Annotated in this window: 5 protein-coding genes; all 5 read left to right on the top strand. The window is 37.0% G+C overall.

The features are described 5' to 3' along the window. Positions 1–77: 77 nt before the first annotated feature. Genes ACOZ9X_RS19190 through ACOZ9X_RS19170 form a run of 5 tightly spaced genes read left to right on the top strand, consistent with a single transcriptional unit; the run spans position 78 to position 16,750 of the window. On the top strand, positions 78–2,096 hold the full coding sequence (locus ACOZ9X_RS19190; protein ID WP_423419580.1) for a cyclic peptide export ABC transporter: 2,019 nt from the start codon (positions 78–80) through the stop codon (positions 2,094–2,096). After that, entirely contained in the window at positions 2,093–2,806 is a 714-nt protein-coding gene (locus ACOZ9X_RS19185) for a thioesterase II family protein (protein ID WP_423419579.1), read from the top strand. Before ACOZ9X_RS19190 ends, ACOZ9X_RS19185 begins: the two co-directional genes overlap by 4 nt. A 26-nt stretch (positions 2,807–2,832) precedes the next feature. Then, positions 2,833–5,340 carry a non-ribosomal peptide synthetase gene (locus ACOZ9X_RS19180; protein ID WP_423419578.1) on the top strand — a complete coding sequence of 836 codons (2,508 nt, stop codon included), beginning with the start codon at positions 2,833–2,835 and terminating at the stop codon, positions 5,338–5,340. 18 nt (positions 5,341–5,358) lie between these two features. Continuing rightward, positions 5,359–9,165: an SDR family NAD(P)-dependent oxidoreductase gene (locus ACOZ9X_RS19175; RefSeq protein ID WP_423419577.1), complete on the top strand. Its 3,807-nt coding sequence runs from the start codon at positions 5,359–5,361 to the stop codon at positions 9,163–9,165. A gap of 25 nt (positions 9,166–9,190) precedes the next feature. Continuing rightward, positions 9,191–16,750 carry an SDR family NAD(P)-dependent oxidoreductase gene (locus ACOZ9X_RS19170; protein ID WP_423419576.1) on the top strand — a complete coding sequence of 2,520 codons (7,560 nt, stop codon included), beginning with the start codon at positions 9,191–9,193 and terminating at the stop codon, positions 16,748–16,750. Positions 16,751–16,755: the final 5 nt, after the last annotated feature.

The raw sequence follows: 16,755 nt of genomic DNA, 5'->3' as shown, positions 1-16,755 counted from the left end.
AGTGATAAACTACAGGAATTTATGCAAACGATTGCTTCTTTAGAACTACAAAAATGAACAGACAAGGAGAACATTCTATGAACATGTTACAAGCTCTTTACCGAGAAGATGTTGTAGATCTTTCTAAAACTGAAACATTAATTTCACAAGTTAGTTTAATCAGTTTGTGCATCCTAACCATACTCGCTATAGTTACATCTTTATTCTTTATAAAAGGTGTGATTGAGGTACGTAATGATAAAAGAAGATTAAATAAAGAATCGACCTTAAAATCATCTATCCTCTTTTTGTTGAGTTTAAGTGTACTTGTATTTTCTATGTATTTACTGCCTATCGTTTATCTTGGAATGAACTGGTCCCAGGTTCTATCTAGTAATATCTCCTGGTTAAATGAAGCATTTTATTTGTTAATAACAACTATCTCTCTTTTTACTATTTATTTTCAATTTGATCGTTTATATATAAGGGATGATCAGAAGTCATACTTCCCTTTAGTAGTTTTTAGTATTTTAAGTGGTAGCGCTTACTCATTTGTAATTTTTATTATTAATACAACACTTTCTACTAACACCTTATCCATCCAGGGACTTCTATATTACTTCGTAATAGGATTGATTGTTTATATATTCGGACAAAAGTTTGTGCGTATGAGACTGACAACTTTAACAAATAAATTAATCTATGAAAAGCGTGTAGAGGTAACCACTAATCTTTTAAAAACACCTTATTACAAAATGGAAGAGATCGGTGAAGAGCGAATCTATACAACTCTTAACAATGATACTGAGACGATCAGCAATGCTATAGGAATGATTGTTATCGGTATAACCAGTACCGTAACGATTCTGACTTGCTTAATCTATTTAGCGTTTTCCAGCATCTATGGATTAATTACTACTATAGGTATGTTCTTTGTTGCTGCCTTGTTAATCGTATTAGTCAATCGTCATGCTACAAAATTATTTGGGAAATCACGAGATGCTCAGAACAGGTTTGTGGGATTTGTGAGTGATCTAATTGCCGGGCTTAAAGAACTTTATCTTCATAAGGAACGTCGTAAAGCATTTAAGCAAGATATGATTTCTTCCTGTGACGATTATCGCCAAAAGAGAACAGATGCTGAACTCGTCGGTGCAAATGTTTACTTTGTAGGAGAACTTGTTGCCTTTATCGTTCTTGGAGGCCTTGTGTTTTTGCTTCCTTTATTCTTGGTTGATTTCAGCCTAGCGACTCTGAGTGAATATGTTTTAATTTTCTTATTCTTAAAAGGACCTCTTGATAACGTTATTAACATGGTACCCAGAATCAATGAAATGAAGGTAAGCTGGCAAAGAATTAACGAATTAAATCAGCAAGTTTCATTGTTAAACAATGAAGGTGTAACGGAGTCTCAAAAAGTAAGTGATGAAAATATTTGTTTAGAATTACAAGACGTTAGTTATCAGTATAAAAACAGCGATCAGAATGAGACTTTTGGAATTGGCCCCATTGACCTTGAGTTCTGTCAGGGAGAAGTTGTGTTTATTACCGGCGGGAACGGAAGCGGGAAATCTACGCTGGCGAAATTAATCACTGGTTTGTACCAAGCTGATGCTGGAGATGTATTAGTAAACGGTGAAAAGATAAAAGCTGAAGAGATTGGTGGATACTTTACTACCGTATTTAGTGATTACCATCTGTTTAAGAAGATGTATGGAGTTAGTCATCAAGGAAAAGAGGAAGTCATACAAAACTACCTTTCCTTATTAGGGATGGATGAAAAAGTAAGTATCGTAGACGGTACCTTCAGTACGACCAAACTCTCCACAGGTCAAAAGAAGAGATTAGCACTGTTAATTACGTATCTTGATGATCGGCCTTTTTATTTATTTGATGAATGGGCAGCAGATCAAGATCCTGAATTCCGTGAATATTTCTATATGACCCTCTTACCTGAGATGAAGACTCGAGGGAAATGTGTGATAGCCATTACGCACGATGATCGATATTTCCATCTCGCTGATAAGCTGATCAAGATGGAAAGAGGTAGAGTTGTACTAAATAAGAAACAAGAACTGATTGAGGTAGACACTTATAGAGAGACGGGAACCGTATGAGTAAATTAAAACTCTTTTGTTTTCCACATGCGGGTGGTTCTGCAACTAGTTATTATAGGTGGAATTCATTACTAGAAGACGTTGATGTGATACCAGTAGAGCTAGCTGGAAGAGGGTTAAGAGCAGGAGAATCATTTTATGGTAACTTCTCGAACATGGTAGAAGATACTTATAAGGTGGTAAAAGATAAAGCAAATGATGGTCCATACGCCTTCTTTGGACATAGCATGGGGAGTTGGTTAGGTTATGAGCTTGCCCATAAATTAATTCAGAATGGTTATCCGAGTCCATCACACATCGTTGTGTCAGCGAGAAGAGCGCCTCATTGCGAATACGATATAGAACGCAACTTTGGATCGTTAACCAGAAAAGAGCTTATCGAACAGGTTTTGAGTTTGGGGGGAACCCCCCCTGAACTGTTCGAGAACGAACAGTTATTGAATCATTTTCTAACTATTATCGAGCATGACTTTAAAGTTATAAGTGATTATACATACCACAATAAAGAAACTCTACTCGAGTGCGGAATAACGGTAATGGCAGGTAAACAGGATATACATGTTTCGACGAAAGATTTATTGGCATGGAAAAGACACACAACAGGTTTTTGCAAAGTATTAACTCTAGAGGGTGGACATTTTTATTTAAATGAAAATGAGGAAGTGTTTTTAAAGATACTCAGCGATAGTTTAACAGTAAAAGCTATTTAACTCTGTGAGAAGGAAGGTTTAGCGATTTGTTTGGAACATTAATTGATCTTATTGAAGAACGTAAACAAGTAGATAAAGGAATAACATTTATAAATTCAGGTACAGAAGAAAAACATGTCACCTATCAAGAACTCTATGATACCGCTTGCTCTTATTTGTATAACCTTCAAAAAGAAGGATTAGAAGCGGGAGATGAATTAATATTCCAAATTGATGATAACGAAACATTTATTAAGGTTTTCTGGGCTTGTATCTTAGGAGGGATACGCCCTGTTCCTGTAGCCGTTGGTACAAATGAAGAACATAATCTTAAGTTAATTAAAATTATGAAAGTGCTCACAAATCCTTATGTGATTTTAACTGAGCAAAGAAGGCACACCTTAACAAACATGCTCGAAGAAGAGAGTCTTCTGAATAAAGAAAAATTCATCATGCTCGATAATGTTACCCACATCACATTTGAAAAAGGACACATTCACCAAGCGAAACCATCTGAAATTGCTTTTATTCAGTTCTCTTCCGGATCAACATCAGATCCTAAAGGTGTTACATTAACTCATGAAAATTTAATACGAAACACCATTTCATTAATGAAGGGATTAGATACGAAGGACACTGATTCCATTATAGGATGGATGCCATTAACTCATGATATGGGACTCATCGGGAATCATTTATATCCCATCATGGGTAATATCAATCAGTTCAGTATGCCGACGATGTTATTCATTCGTCGCCCGGTTCTTTGGATCCAGAAGGCATGTGAGCATAAGGTGACCATTCTTACTGCAACAAACTTTTCATACCGATTTATCTTAAACGTGTTCAAGCCAGAGAACAATAAGGAATTAGATCTTTCTCATGTGAAATGTATCGTCACAGGAGCAGAGCCTATCTCTGCAGATTTAGAAAGTACATTTGTAGATGTATTTAAGCCTTTTGGTCTGAATGAAGGAGCAATCTTTAACGTTTACGGACTCGCTGAAGCCACTCTTGGTGTAACAATGCCAGACATCGGCGCTGGAATAAATTATGTTAATGCAGATAGGCATAATTTGAACCTGGGAGATTCTTTATCATCTGTTTCAGAAGGAGATATAAAGGGTTTTAAGCTAGTGAAACTTGGCGTCCCTTTAATAGATTGTGCTGTGCGTATCTGTAACGAAGAAGACAAGGAAGTCAAAGAGAATGTGATTGGACATATTCAAATCAATGGTGGCGGTGTCACGGGTGGCTATTATAACAACAAAAGTGTTACAAGTGATTCAAAAACAAAGGATGGTTGGTTTAGAACAGGAGATGTAGGCACTATAAGTGACGGGAATCTTATTGTCACTGGTCGTTCCAAAGAAATGATTATTATTAACGGTCAGAACTTTTATCCACATGATATTGAAGAAACAATCTCACTAGACAAAGCTATTGCAAGTCTAAAAGTCGCTGCTTGTGGTGTCAAAGTCTCTGGTGAAGAACAGGTAGCTATCTTTGTTACTTTCCGTAAACCAATTGAAAAGTTCCTGCCTCTTATTAAGCAAATAAAAACAAAGGTGAATCGCGCTATTGGTGTTCCAGTCTCCTATGTTGTTCCAATTAGTCAAATTCCTAGTACTACGAGTGGGAAAATTCAAAGAACGTTATTATCTCGCAGATTTTGCCAAGGTGAATTCGACCAGATATTAGCAGATATTCAAACTATTGAAAAATTAAAAGAAGTGGATATACAAGATAGGATCGTTGATATCTGTAAAGAGGTAAGTGGCTTAGAAAATATCGGACTAGATGAAAACTTTACATCTATGGGAATGAACTCATTATTATTAACAAACATTTATGACAAAATGAAGCAAGAATTTGGAGATGTTGAGTTTCGCTTAGCCGATATGTTTGCTTATCCAACCATACGTAAGTTCAGTAGTTATTTAGAGGGGAAAGGAAGTATCGATCTTGATGGGGTTGTCTTTCCAAGTGAATACTTCAATAAGGATACAAACAGAAAAACACAAGAATATGAGGTTACCTTTGACCGTGAAAATCTTCAGGTCCTAAAACAAGTTTCGATACAAGAGGGTACTAGGATCAATGACGTTATTCTATCCTTTTTAGTTCATCAACTTTCAAACATTTCAAAAGGAAACCCTACTTTACATGCCTTACTTGAAGCGGAAGATATTATAACCCCTCTGTTCATTCAACTTGAAGAAGTAAGTGACTTAAGCATGTTAATTCAACAGATAAAGGAAGCTAGTCATTCCATATCCAGTCCATTTGTTTATGAGACCAGTCACCTTACACAGTCAAACGTTACTAAACATCTCGATCAGATAAGCATTTTATTTGCATCATCTCACTTAGTAAAAAACGAAGAGGCGTTAGCTTTTTACGAGCTTTATTTTGAACTAACAGAACAGGAAGATGCATTAAAAATCCACATTGTCTTCCAAAATAGAAATTGGAATCAAGAATTGACGGATCTGTTTGTAGAAGAGTTTATGAGATTAATAAGCGTATTGTTTTCGAAAGCAAGCCAAGGTTGAAATTAGGGGTGACAGACATTGAATCTACGTAATTTATCGCTTGACCATCTTACTGATCAAAAGGAGATAAATGCTGGGATAAAAATCAATAAAATGAGAAACGCTCAAAAGAACTCTGAAATCGCTATAATCGGTTTCGCATCGCAATTTTCTTCATCAGAGGACAATATAGAATTTTGGGAGATTATCCAAAATGGTATTGATTGTACCAGTCCATTTCCTTTGAAAAGAAAAGAAGCTATCGATGCTTATCTAAAACTAAAGAATGAGAAAGAATATTCGTATCTCGCATCTTCTTACATGTCACAGGTAGATGAATTCGATTACAACTTATTTAGAATAAGCCCTACTGAAGCTAGTCTCATGAGTCCGTTGCAACGCCTCTTTATGCAGAACGCACTAACGGCCATCGAGGATGCGGGTTATGGTGGTGATCGTTTAGCTGGAACGAATACAGGGATCTATCTTGGTTTGATAGGTGATCTCGAAGCTTTTAAGTATCGCGAGATGATCGAAAGTGTGGACTCAAACTCTCTACCTATCGCTGCATCTGGTAACCTTGCATCCATGATACCCGCTAGGATTTCATACTTTCTTAATCTCAAGGGACCAACGATGTTGATTGACACAGCTTGTTCGTCTTCACTCGTTGCTGTAGATACTGCTTGTCGTGCTATCCGTACGGGTAACTGTGAGATGGCTATCGCAGGAGGGATTCATCTCAGCTTAATCCCACTCGATAATAGAGATCATAAGATTGGTATTGAATCTCTTGATGCTTTTACACGCTCCTTCGATGATCATGCAACTGGATCAGGACTAGGTGAAGGAGTGGGATGTGTAATCTTAAAACCCCTTGATAAGGCACTGGAAGATGGTGACAATATTCATGCTGTAATTAAGGGAAGCGCTAGTAACCAAGACGGAACATCTATGGGAATTACCGCTCCGAACCCTTCTTCCCAAGAGAAGGTACTGCTAAAGGCATGGAAAGAAGCTGATATTTCACCAGAAACTTTGGATTATATAGAAGTTCATGGAAGTGGTACAAAACTTGGGGACGGGATTGAGCTTGAAGGGATCTCAAATGCGTTTAACAGACATACTTCAAAAAAACAGTTCTGTGCTATAAGTTCGGTTAAGAGTAATATTGGCCATCTGTATGACGCTGCTGGGATAGCAGGTTTAATAAAAGCCATACTTTCTTTGAAAGAGAAGAAGTTGCCCCCATCGATTAACTTTAAGACGCCTAATCGAACGATAAATTTTGAAGAATCTCCTGTCTACGTAAATACTAAGTTACGTGTATGGGAAGAAGGGGAAACCCCTCGTAGATGCGGTGTCAGTTCATTTGGAATAAGTGGGACCAATTGTCATGTCGTTTTAGAAGAGGCACCAGTAAGAGAATCCGAAGAAGCAAATGAACCTGTTATTATGACTATCTCGGCCCGTTCAACCGAACAATTAAATGAGTTAATTATTCGATATATTCAGTTTTGCCAAACAAGTCCGTTTAATTATGAAGATTTTTGTTATACAGCAAATACCGGGCGAACTCATCACAAATTTAGGTTATCTTTTATTGTTTCAAGTAAAAGTGATCTAGTGGAAAAACTATTGATCCTAAATGATAGAAATTTTAATGAAAGCGCTTCAGGTGCGGAATTTTATTTTTTCAATGAAGCTAAACAGGTGCCAGATAAATCCATAGAGATCTTACAACGTAACGAAGTAAGAAGCTTGTTGAAACAAACACATAACATTGAAAGCCTTACAAAGGTCTGTATGAAATATGTTGAAGGAAACGCAATACCTTGGGATTTAATCTATAGAAAGCGTCCTGTGAAGATCAGTATTCCTACTTATCCGTTCTTAAAAAAGAGTAACTGGATCAAACTCCCACAGGATTACGGGTTAAACACTTCTTTTTATTCAGGAGAATGGAAATTATCAGACTCTATCGATCGCACTCATAATCCTTACAGAAAGACATTAGTATTAACAGATGAAGGCGGTATAGCAAGGAGTATCTGTGAAGAATTAAGAGTGATTGGAAGAGATGTGTACGAAATAGAGTTCGGACAATCTTATGAAGAAATATCCCCAAATAAGACCATCATAAGTGGGGTTTTGGAAGATTACGAAAGGTTAATCGAACGAATTGGCCCAATTGATCAAGTGATTCATCTCTCAATGCTTGGCATTCAAGGTGATATCGAAGATATTAATGATCTGAATAAGAGTCAAATAAGAGGTTTAAAAAGCTTATTCTATCTTGTGAAAGCGTTAGAAAACTTTGGAGAATGTAAAACTAATTTTTCAATAATAACGAATCATTCGATGACTGTTACAGGTGAAGAAAAGATTATAAAACCTGAGAATGCATCAATAAGTGGATTGGGAAGAGTCATTAACAAAGAGTTTCCAAACTTTTACTGTCGAATGATTGATTTTGATGGACAAGTATCTATTAAAGTACTCTTTGGTGAAATTGAGAGTAATAGTAATTACAATCATGTTGCATATAGAAAAGAGAAGCGCTATGTACAAGAATTCAAAGAGGTTCGACTAGGAAAAGTTGAAAAGGATTCTGAGAAAATCTATAAAGATAACGGTGTATACCTTATTACGGGTGGACTTGGTGATTTAGGTTTTGAGTTTGCAAAAATAATAGCAAGTAATACAAAAGCTAAACTTGTCATGGTGAATCGCTCTTTAATCCCAGATCGGAGTATGTGGAGAGAGATTAGTCAAGACGATGGGAGACAACTTGAATATATCAGGAAGATAAAATTACTTGAACAACTAGGTTCGGAAGTACTTATCTGTCAAGCTGATATCTCTAATTTCCAAATGATGAGTAACGTTATCGATCTCGTAAAGAATAAGTACGGCAAGATCGATGGCATCATACATGCAGCGGGTGTTGGAACATCTGTTGAAATCAAAGATCAGACCAATGAGGATTTTGATTCGGTAATCAGTGCAAAGATTCATGGAACTTGGATACTTGATGAGCTCACCAAGGACCAAAATTTAGACTTTTTCGTTCTGTTTTCATCCATTGCTTCTTGGTTCCCTGCACCTGGACAAGGTGATTATTGTGCGGCAAATCGTTATATGGATTCATTTTCAGAGTTTAGAAATAAAAAAGGCAAACGAACAATCAGTATAAACTGGTCGACATGGAAAGAAACCGGAATGGCAAAGGCAAACCAGTTTAACATCGATACTTTATTTAAGACACTCACGACACAAGAAGCTATAGATGGTTTCCATTCTGTAATAAATAGTGGGCTGAGCAGTGTTTTAATCGGAACGATTAACTATGACTGGCCGCTAATCAGTAGTCTTGAAACCGGTGATTTCGATCTTTCAAGTGATATTAAAGAAAAGATGGATTCTAGAAGAAAAGGTATAAAGCTACCTAAGAAGTCAGAGCAAGGTATTGGGAAAAAATTTATTTCAAATGATGTAGAGAACGTAGAAGAAACCTTACTTAATATCGTAAGTGATGTATTAGGTTTTCAGGAACTTGATATATACGACAGTTTTTTTGAACTTGGAGCAGATTCAATTCTAATTAAACAGATTCATACCAGATTGGAAAGTCTTTATCCTGATAGTGTCACTGTAGCTGATTTCTTTGAACACCCAAGTATTCACAAGCTGTCTAAGTTTATACAAAAGCAAGATCAGAAGGACAGTCCTAAGGAACCTTCATCCTCTCAGCCAATAGATGATCAATTGGACGAAATCTTAAATCGAATGTCTGATAGTGAAATTTCAATAGATGATGTAGTAAGCAGTATAGCTAAACTTTAAAAATTTATTTATTAGGTGGAAAATGATGGATAAAGTGTACAAGTATATCGTTGAGAATATCCAATCTGGCAATATCCAGAAACAAACAGCTATAGATGTAATCAAGATGCTTAAGAACAACGATCGTTCTGAATTACATGACATTGCAATAATTGGGATTTCATCAAAATTTCCAAAAGCAGATTCACCAGAAGCTTATTGGGAGAATATCACATCTAATTTGGACTGCAATAGTGATTTACCAGAGAAAAGGAAAGAAGATCTTAACAGATATGTTGAACGTAAAGGAGGAAATCCAGAGGAAACAAAGTTTACGGAAGCTTCCTATTTAGATGAAATTGATAAGTTTGATTATAAGTTCTTTGACCTTTCACCCAAAGAGGCAAGTCTTATGGACCCAAACCAGCGGCTTTTTCTAGAGCTCTCTCTCTCAGCAATTGAGGATGCAGGATATGGTGGAAGCCGATTAAAGAGCACCAATACAGGAGTGTATGTAGGGTTCTCCAATAACGTTAAGGATACATATGGAAAATTAATCTTTGACCAAAAAGAAGATTATAATGCAGCCTCAATTGTAGGAAACCTGGCAGCGATGCTTCCGAGTAGAATTTCGTACCATCTTGATCTAAAGGGTCCCACGTTAACAATCGATACAGCTTGCTCATCATCCTTGGTTTCAGTAGGCGTAGCGTGTGAGGCTATTCGTAACGGCCAATGTGAAATGGCTCTTGCTGGTGGGATTAAGTTGAGCCCAATACCGCTTGAAGATGAAAATGCAGAAATAGGTATTGAATCAAAAGATAGCAGGACCCGAGCATTTGATGATAAGGCGGATGGAGCAGGAGTGGGAGAAGGAGCAGGAGTGGTGTTCTTAAAACCACTCAGCAAAGCACTCCGTGATAACGATAATATCTATGCTGTAATAAAAGGAATAGCTATTAATCAAGATGGGCGATCCATAGGGATTACAGCTCCGAACCCAGCAGCTCAGACAGAATTACTAACACAAGCTTGGGAAGATGCAAAGATAAATCCTGAAACTGTATCATACATAGAAACACATGGTACGGCGACAAACCTTGGTGATCCTATTGAAATTCAAGGGATGACAAACGCATTTAAGAAATATACCAAAAATAAAAATTTCTGTGCTGTTAGTTCGGTTAAGACCAATATTGGTCATCTTTTTGAAGCGGCTGGTATAGCTAATCTTATAAAAGCGGTTATGGCGTTAAAAAATCAAAAGATTCCCCCTAGCATGTATTTTAATCAACCGAATAAACTCATTAATTTTAGTGATTCGCCAATCTATGTAAATACCAAATTAAGAGATTGGACGGTCAATGACCATCCGCGTCGTTGTGGTGTGAGTTCGTTTGGTATCTCGGGTACAAACTGTCACATCGTTCTAGAAGAAGCACCGATGTCTTCGGTTACAAAAGTGGATGAAAGCAATTATCAGATCTTAGCTGTATCTGCAAAATCTGAGACAGCATTGAAAACGTTGCTTAAAGAATATAAAAGTAAGATTCATGAAGTGAACTCTAATGAGATTTCTAATCTTTGCTTCACTGCAAATGTAGGAAGAGGTCATTATCAACATCGGTTAGCCTTTGTCTTCAAATCTCAGGAAGAATTACAGCGTTTGATGGATAACATCAAAATAAGCGATCTAAATCATAATCCTCTATACAAGTACCACAAGATAATCAAAAGTGGTACCAATATCAAGAGTGGGATTACAGAGAAAGAGTTATTGCATATGACCGATCAAGCGGAGTCTCTTATGGAAGGTGATATGACGCTTGAACAATGTGAAGAGCTTGCTCGACTTTATATCTCTGGAGCTAGCGTACCTTGGAAAAAATTATATAACGACAAGCAAATCATGCGTCTTCCAACCTATCCTTTCGATCGATCACGTGCTTGGATAAACTCAAAACAAGTAAAAAGTACCCCTGATAATAATAAAGAAGACTTATTCTACACAATAAAATGGACACCTTCTCCATTATCAAACGACACTTCAAGAAGAAGTGGTAGTGTATTAATCTTTAAAGATTCTAGTGGAAATGCAGAAATAGTAAAATCTAAGCTACCTACAGATCTTGAAATCATTGAAGTCCATAGAGGAGAATCATTTAAAAGGATCGATGAGTTATCTTATGTCATCTCTGATTCTGAAGAAGATTATTCAAAACTCTTTAAAACATTAAAAAACAGACGCATCACCAATATCATTCATATGTTCACAAAAGATAATCAGATGAATGTTATCAACGATAGAGAAGATCTGGAATTAACTCAAAAAATTGGATTATTCAGTCTCTTTTTTATAACAAAAGCAATCATAAAGAATAATTGGAATCAAAATTTAGAAATTCTTCTAGTATCAGGGACTGTTGATGAGATAACTGGTTCTGAAATTGAATTAAAGCCAGAGTACGCCTCCTTCTTCGGACTTGGAAAAACCATCAACTTAGAATATCCACACATCACATGCAGAGCTGTTGAATTGGACGATTTAACTAGAATAGATGTATTGGTGGAAGAGCTTTATTCAGATCAAACAATTTATAAGGCTGCTTATCGAGAAGATATTCGTTATATCGAAGAATTTACAGAGGTCGATTTAAAGAGCCTAGAGAAACAGAAGCTGAACTATAAAGAAGACGGTGTCTATGTAATTACGGGGGGAACAGGAGGCATTGGTCTCGAGATTGCCAAAAGTATCGCTTCCAAGCACCCTGTAAAGCTAGCGTTGATCGGGCGTACAAAACTTCCTAAGCGAGATGATTGGCATAAGATACTAGAGTCAAATGCAAATGAGAAATTTAGCCATCAGATTCGGATGATAGAGCACATTGAAAGTTTGGGTTCCACGGTAATGACTTATGCCTGCGATGTTTCAAACACCAATCAACTCACTGATACATTAGATCAGATTAAAACAGATTTTAAAAAGATTAACGGGATCATTCATGGGGCAGGTATTCCGGGAGATGGTTATTTAGTAAGAAAAGACAAGGATATTTTAACGGAAATAATCGGTCCTAAAATATATGGCACCTGGGAACTTGATCGTCTAACAAAAGACCAAAATCTTGATTTTTTCGTAGCATTTTCATCAGGAATATCTATGATTGGTGAGGCGGGACAAGGAGATTATGTAGCCGCTAACGCATACTTAGACTCTTTTGCGTCCTACAGAACGAAACAGGGACGACCCACTATAGTAATTGACTGGGTTTCTTGGAAATCAGCAGGAATGTCTGTTGAATACAACTTCAATAAAGATCTTATCTTTAAAGCCATTGATACAAATAAGGCAGTAGATGCTTTTCATGAGTTGCTTCAATATAGAATCAACCGTGTACTGATTGGAGAATTAAATAGGAACACATTATTCATGCCGATGATGTTGAACTATCCATTTGCTATCTCATCTAAGTTAGAGAACATCGCTAGAACCGATGTTGTTACACCTGTTAAACACAAGGTTATAAGTCAACCAAGTTTGTCGTCTGACGCCGTTTTGGGCTCTCAAGATGTCAGCATGGTCCTAACCGAAATTTATAAAAAAACATTAGGTGTTGAAGAAATAGATATTAATGAAAACTTTTTCGAATTAGGAGGTAACTCGTTGTTGCTCAACGAGATGCATCTTGATATTGAAAAAATTTATCCTGGCAGGGTTAATGTGGGTGACTTATTTTCTCATACGACCATCGTAGAACTGACTAAATTTATATGTCAGAACAATGACGATGTTATTATCAGTGATTCTAAGAAATCCCTTTTGAAACCAGAGAAAATACAGAATCACCATGAGGAAGATATTGCAATAATCGGGGTCTCGGTTAATATGCCGATGGCCGATGATGTAAATACGTTTTGGAGCAATATTCGTAATGGAGTAGAATCTACCAGAAGTTTTCCAAAAAATCGAGCGCAGAAAATGGATGAATTCTTGTTACATTCGGAATCAATTGAGCTCGGAGACGCTAAGTATTTAGATGGCTCATATCTTGAGAATATTGATGAGTTTGATTATAAGTTCTTTAATCTTACACCTAACGAAGCAAAGTATACAGATCCACATCAAAGGCTGCTTCTACAGACCATTTGGAAATCGATAGAGGACGCTGGGTACGGTGGGAAAATTAGAGGAACGAAAACAGGCGTTTATGTTGGTTTTGCCAACAATATCAAAGATTCCTACCAAAGGATGATATACGAAACGAATCCTGAAAAACTTCCGATTTCAGCCGTAGGAAATATCACGGCAATGATGCCAACCAGGATCTCCTACCTTTTAGACCTTAGAGGCCCGACGATGGTCATAGATACTGCATGTTCGTCTACACTTGTCGGAATTCACACAGCTGCCAATGCTATTAAGAACGGTGATTGTGAAATGGCCATTGTAGGAAGTGTTCGTATCAACCTAATGCCTGTTGATAGAGAGTATATGAAGATTGGAATAGAGTCTTCTAACGGTAAGACGATGACTTTTGATATGACAGCAGATGGTTCAGGTATGGGTGAAGGATCTTCGAGTATCATCTTAAAACCTTTAAATAAAGCTGTGGAGGATGGGGATAACATCTATGCGGTGATTAAAGGAAGTGCGATAAATCAAGACGGTTCATCCATGGGTATCACAGCACCGAATACAAAAGCTCAGACGGAAGTACTCCAAGCTGCTTGGAAAAAAGCGAACATCAATCCTGAGAGCCTAGCATTTATTGAAGCACATGGGACAGCCACTTCGTTAGGTGATCCGATCGAGATAGATGGTTTAAAAAGAGCATTCGAATCTTTTACTAACAAAAAACAATTCTGCGCAATCGGGTCAGTAAAAACAAATGTTGGTCATCTTTTTGAAGGAGCCGGCCTTGCCGGATTTATCAAATCAATCTTGGCTCTTAAATATCGAGAACTGCCACCAACGCTAAACTTTAACCAACCTAATCCAAAGATTTCTTTTTCTGATAGTCCTGTATTTGTAAACAATCGTCTCAGACAGTGGACTGGTGAGGGGAAAATGAGAGCGGGAATAAGTTCGTTTGGATTTAGTGGAACAAATTGTCATGTAGTCCTAGAAGAAAGTCCCGAAATCTATCGAAATCAAAAAGTAAACGGACCTGTGCTTCTCACCTTATCAGCAAAGAGTGAGGAATCTTTAAAAAATCTTAGACTAAAATACGAGGAGTTACTTTCTAGCGAACTAAAATTCTCACTTCAAGATATCAGTTATACAGCTAATACAGGAAGAGAGCATCATAAACATAGATTGGCTATGATTCTTGAAGAAGGAAAAGCACCTCTCTTCTTAGATGAAGAAGACTATAAACAAATGGAAATATTGAACCTTTCACCGTCTTTGAATGAAGAACTGATAAGTTCAAAATTGAAAAGATGTGAAGGTACCTATGATCACGAGACATTAAAAGAAATCGGATACCTCTATATGCAAGGGATAAATGTGAACTGGGACGAGTTCTATTTAGGAACAGTGCACAAGAAGGTTAGTATTCCGACATATCCTTTTGAAAAGAATTCATGTTGGCTCGACTCAGATTCTTTAGAAAAACAGGATTACAGCGATACGACCATACTAGATGCAAACGATAATGTTTACACGATTAAATGGGAAGAACGAGTACTTCCTGAGATGCAGGTGTCGAAATACCTTGAATCAGATATCGTAATCCTAATGAAGAATAACAATGAGTTTCACACGAACCTCGCTGCTCTCTATAAGGCGAATGGATGTAGAGTGATAGAAGTCTCGTGGGCAGAGGAGTTTAAACAGATTACAAACGATTGTTTTGAAATTTCTCATTCTGAAAAAGATCATATTCATTTGCTGTCAAGTATCGGAGAGAACATGGGGTCTATCGTTGAGGTTGTCCATCTATTTTCAACAAATGAAACAGATGTACACTCGGTAAAAGAATTAGAAATAGTACAGCAAAAAGGTGTACTAAGTATCCTTTATCTTACAAAGGCTTTAGCTCATCACGCTATTGCCCAACCTATCAAACTCAGTTTTGTGACGAAACAAGCTGTAGAGGTAACAGGTAAAGAGGACAAGGTGATGCCTCATCACATGCCATTGCTTGCATTTGGAAAAGTAATAGGTAAAGAATTTCCTAACCTCTCCTGCCAAGGTATAGATATCGATGATACTGCTTCCTATGAAGAGGTCTATAGTGAGCTTACCAAAGACTTTGAACCTATGAATTATCATGTCGCGCTTCGAGATGGTAAAAGATATTGTGAGACGTTTACAGAAATTAATCTAGAAAAGGTAGAAGATAGACCGCTTAAGTTAAGAGGAGGCGGAGTTTATGTCATCACTGGTGGAACCGGCGGGATTGGACTAGAGGTAGCTGATGCTTTTGCATCAAAAGAAACTGTCAATCTAGTATTCCTAAACCGCTCACCATTTCCTGATAAGGATGAATGGGATAGGATTTTAGCAGAAAATGAGAACTCAACCATCGTCAGTAAGATACAAAGAATGAAGAAGCTTGAACAAAAAGGATCGACGATCCAATGTATAAAAGCAGATGTTACAAGTCTAGAAGAGATGAAGCGAGTGGTTAGAGCCATCAAAGATGGTTATGGGAGAATAGATGGAATCGTACATGCTGCTGGAGTAGGTGGTACGGAAGCAATTAAGGACAAGAATGAAGAGAGTTTCAATAAAATTTTTGCTTCTAAAGTCTACGGAACCTGGATCTTAGATGAGTTGACGAAAGACGATGACCTTGATTTCTTCATCATGTTCTCTTCTGTAGCCAGTCTTTTCGTAATGGCTGGTCAGTCTGATTATACAGCGGCTAACGCTTTCTTAGATTCATATTCAACATATCGTAACAAAAAAGGTAAAAGAACAATAACAATTAACTGGTCCACTTGGAAAGAGACAGGAATGTCTGTACACCACGACTTTACAATTGATACTTTGTTCAAAGCTCTACTATCAAAAGACGCTATTGAAACACTAATGACGTGTCTTTACAAAAATGTGGATAGGGCATTGATTGGTGAAATTAATTATGATAGTCCAATCGTTAATCTTTTACACAAATCATTGTTCCATCTTTCTGAAGGAATTAGTCAGCACCTTGAAAAGATAGGAAAACCTAAAAGAGCTATTGTAAAAAAGACAGTCGGATTAAAAAGTGAAATTAAACTTATCGGTAAACAAGATGGAACATACGATGAAGTCGAACGAAAACTTGCTTTAATTTGTCAGGATATTTTAGGCTTTGATGAAATCAACGTATTCGATAATTTCTTCGAGCTGGGAGCAGATTCAATTATCCTTACACAGATGCATGCCGGCATTAACAAAGTATTTCCAGATTGTCTTGAAGTAACAGATATTTTTGAACATACGACCATCCATAAGTTATCACTATTCATACAAAATAGGACTACAAAAGTAAAGGCTTTAAAGAAGAATACAGGAAACGATGATGTAGAGAAGTCGGTGCGTTCGCTCTTTGAAGATTTAGAGAAGAACCATATTAGTGTAGAACAAGCTTTAAGCAATCTTACTGAAATTTGATATAG

It is taken from the genome of Fictibacillus nanhaiensis (genome assembly GCF_049537595.1).
Taxonomy (GTDB): Bacteria; Bacillota; Bacilli; order Bacillales; family Fictibacillaceae; genus Fictibacillus; species Fictibacillus nanhaiensis_F.
The sequence above is the reverse complement of the archived record's forward strand: the minus strand, read 5'-3'. Positions and strand labels throughout refer to the sequence as shown.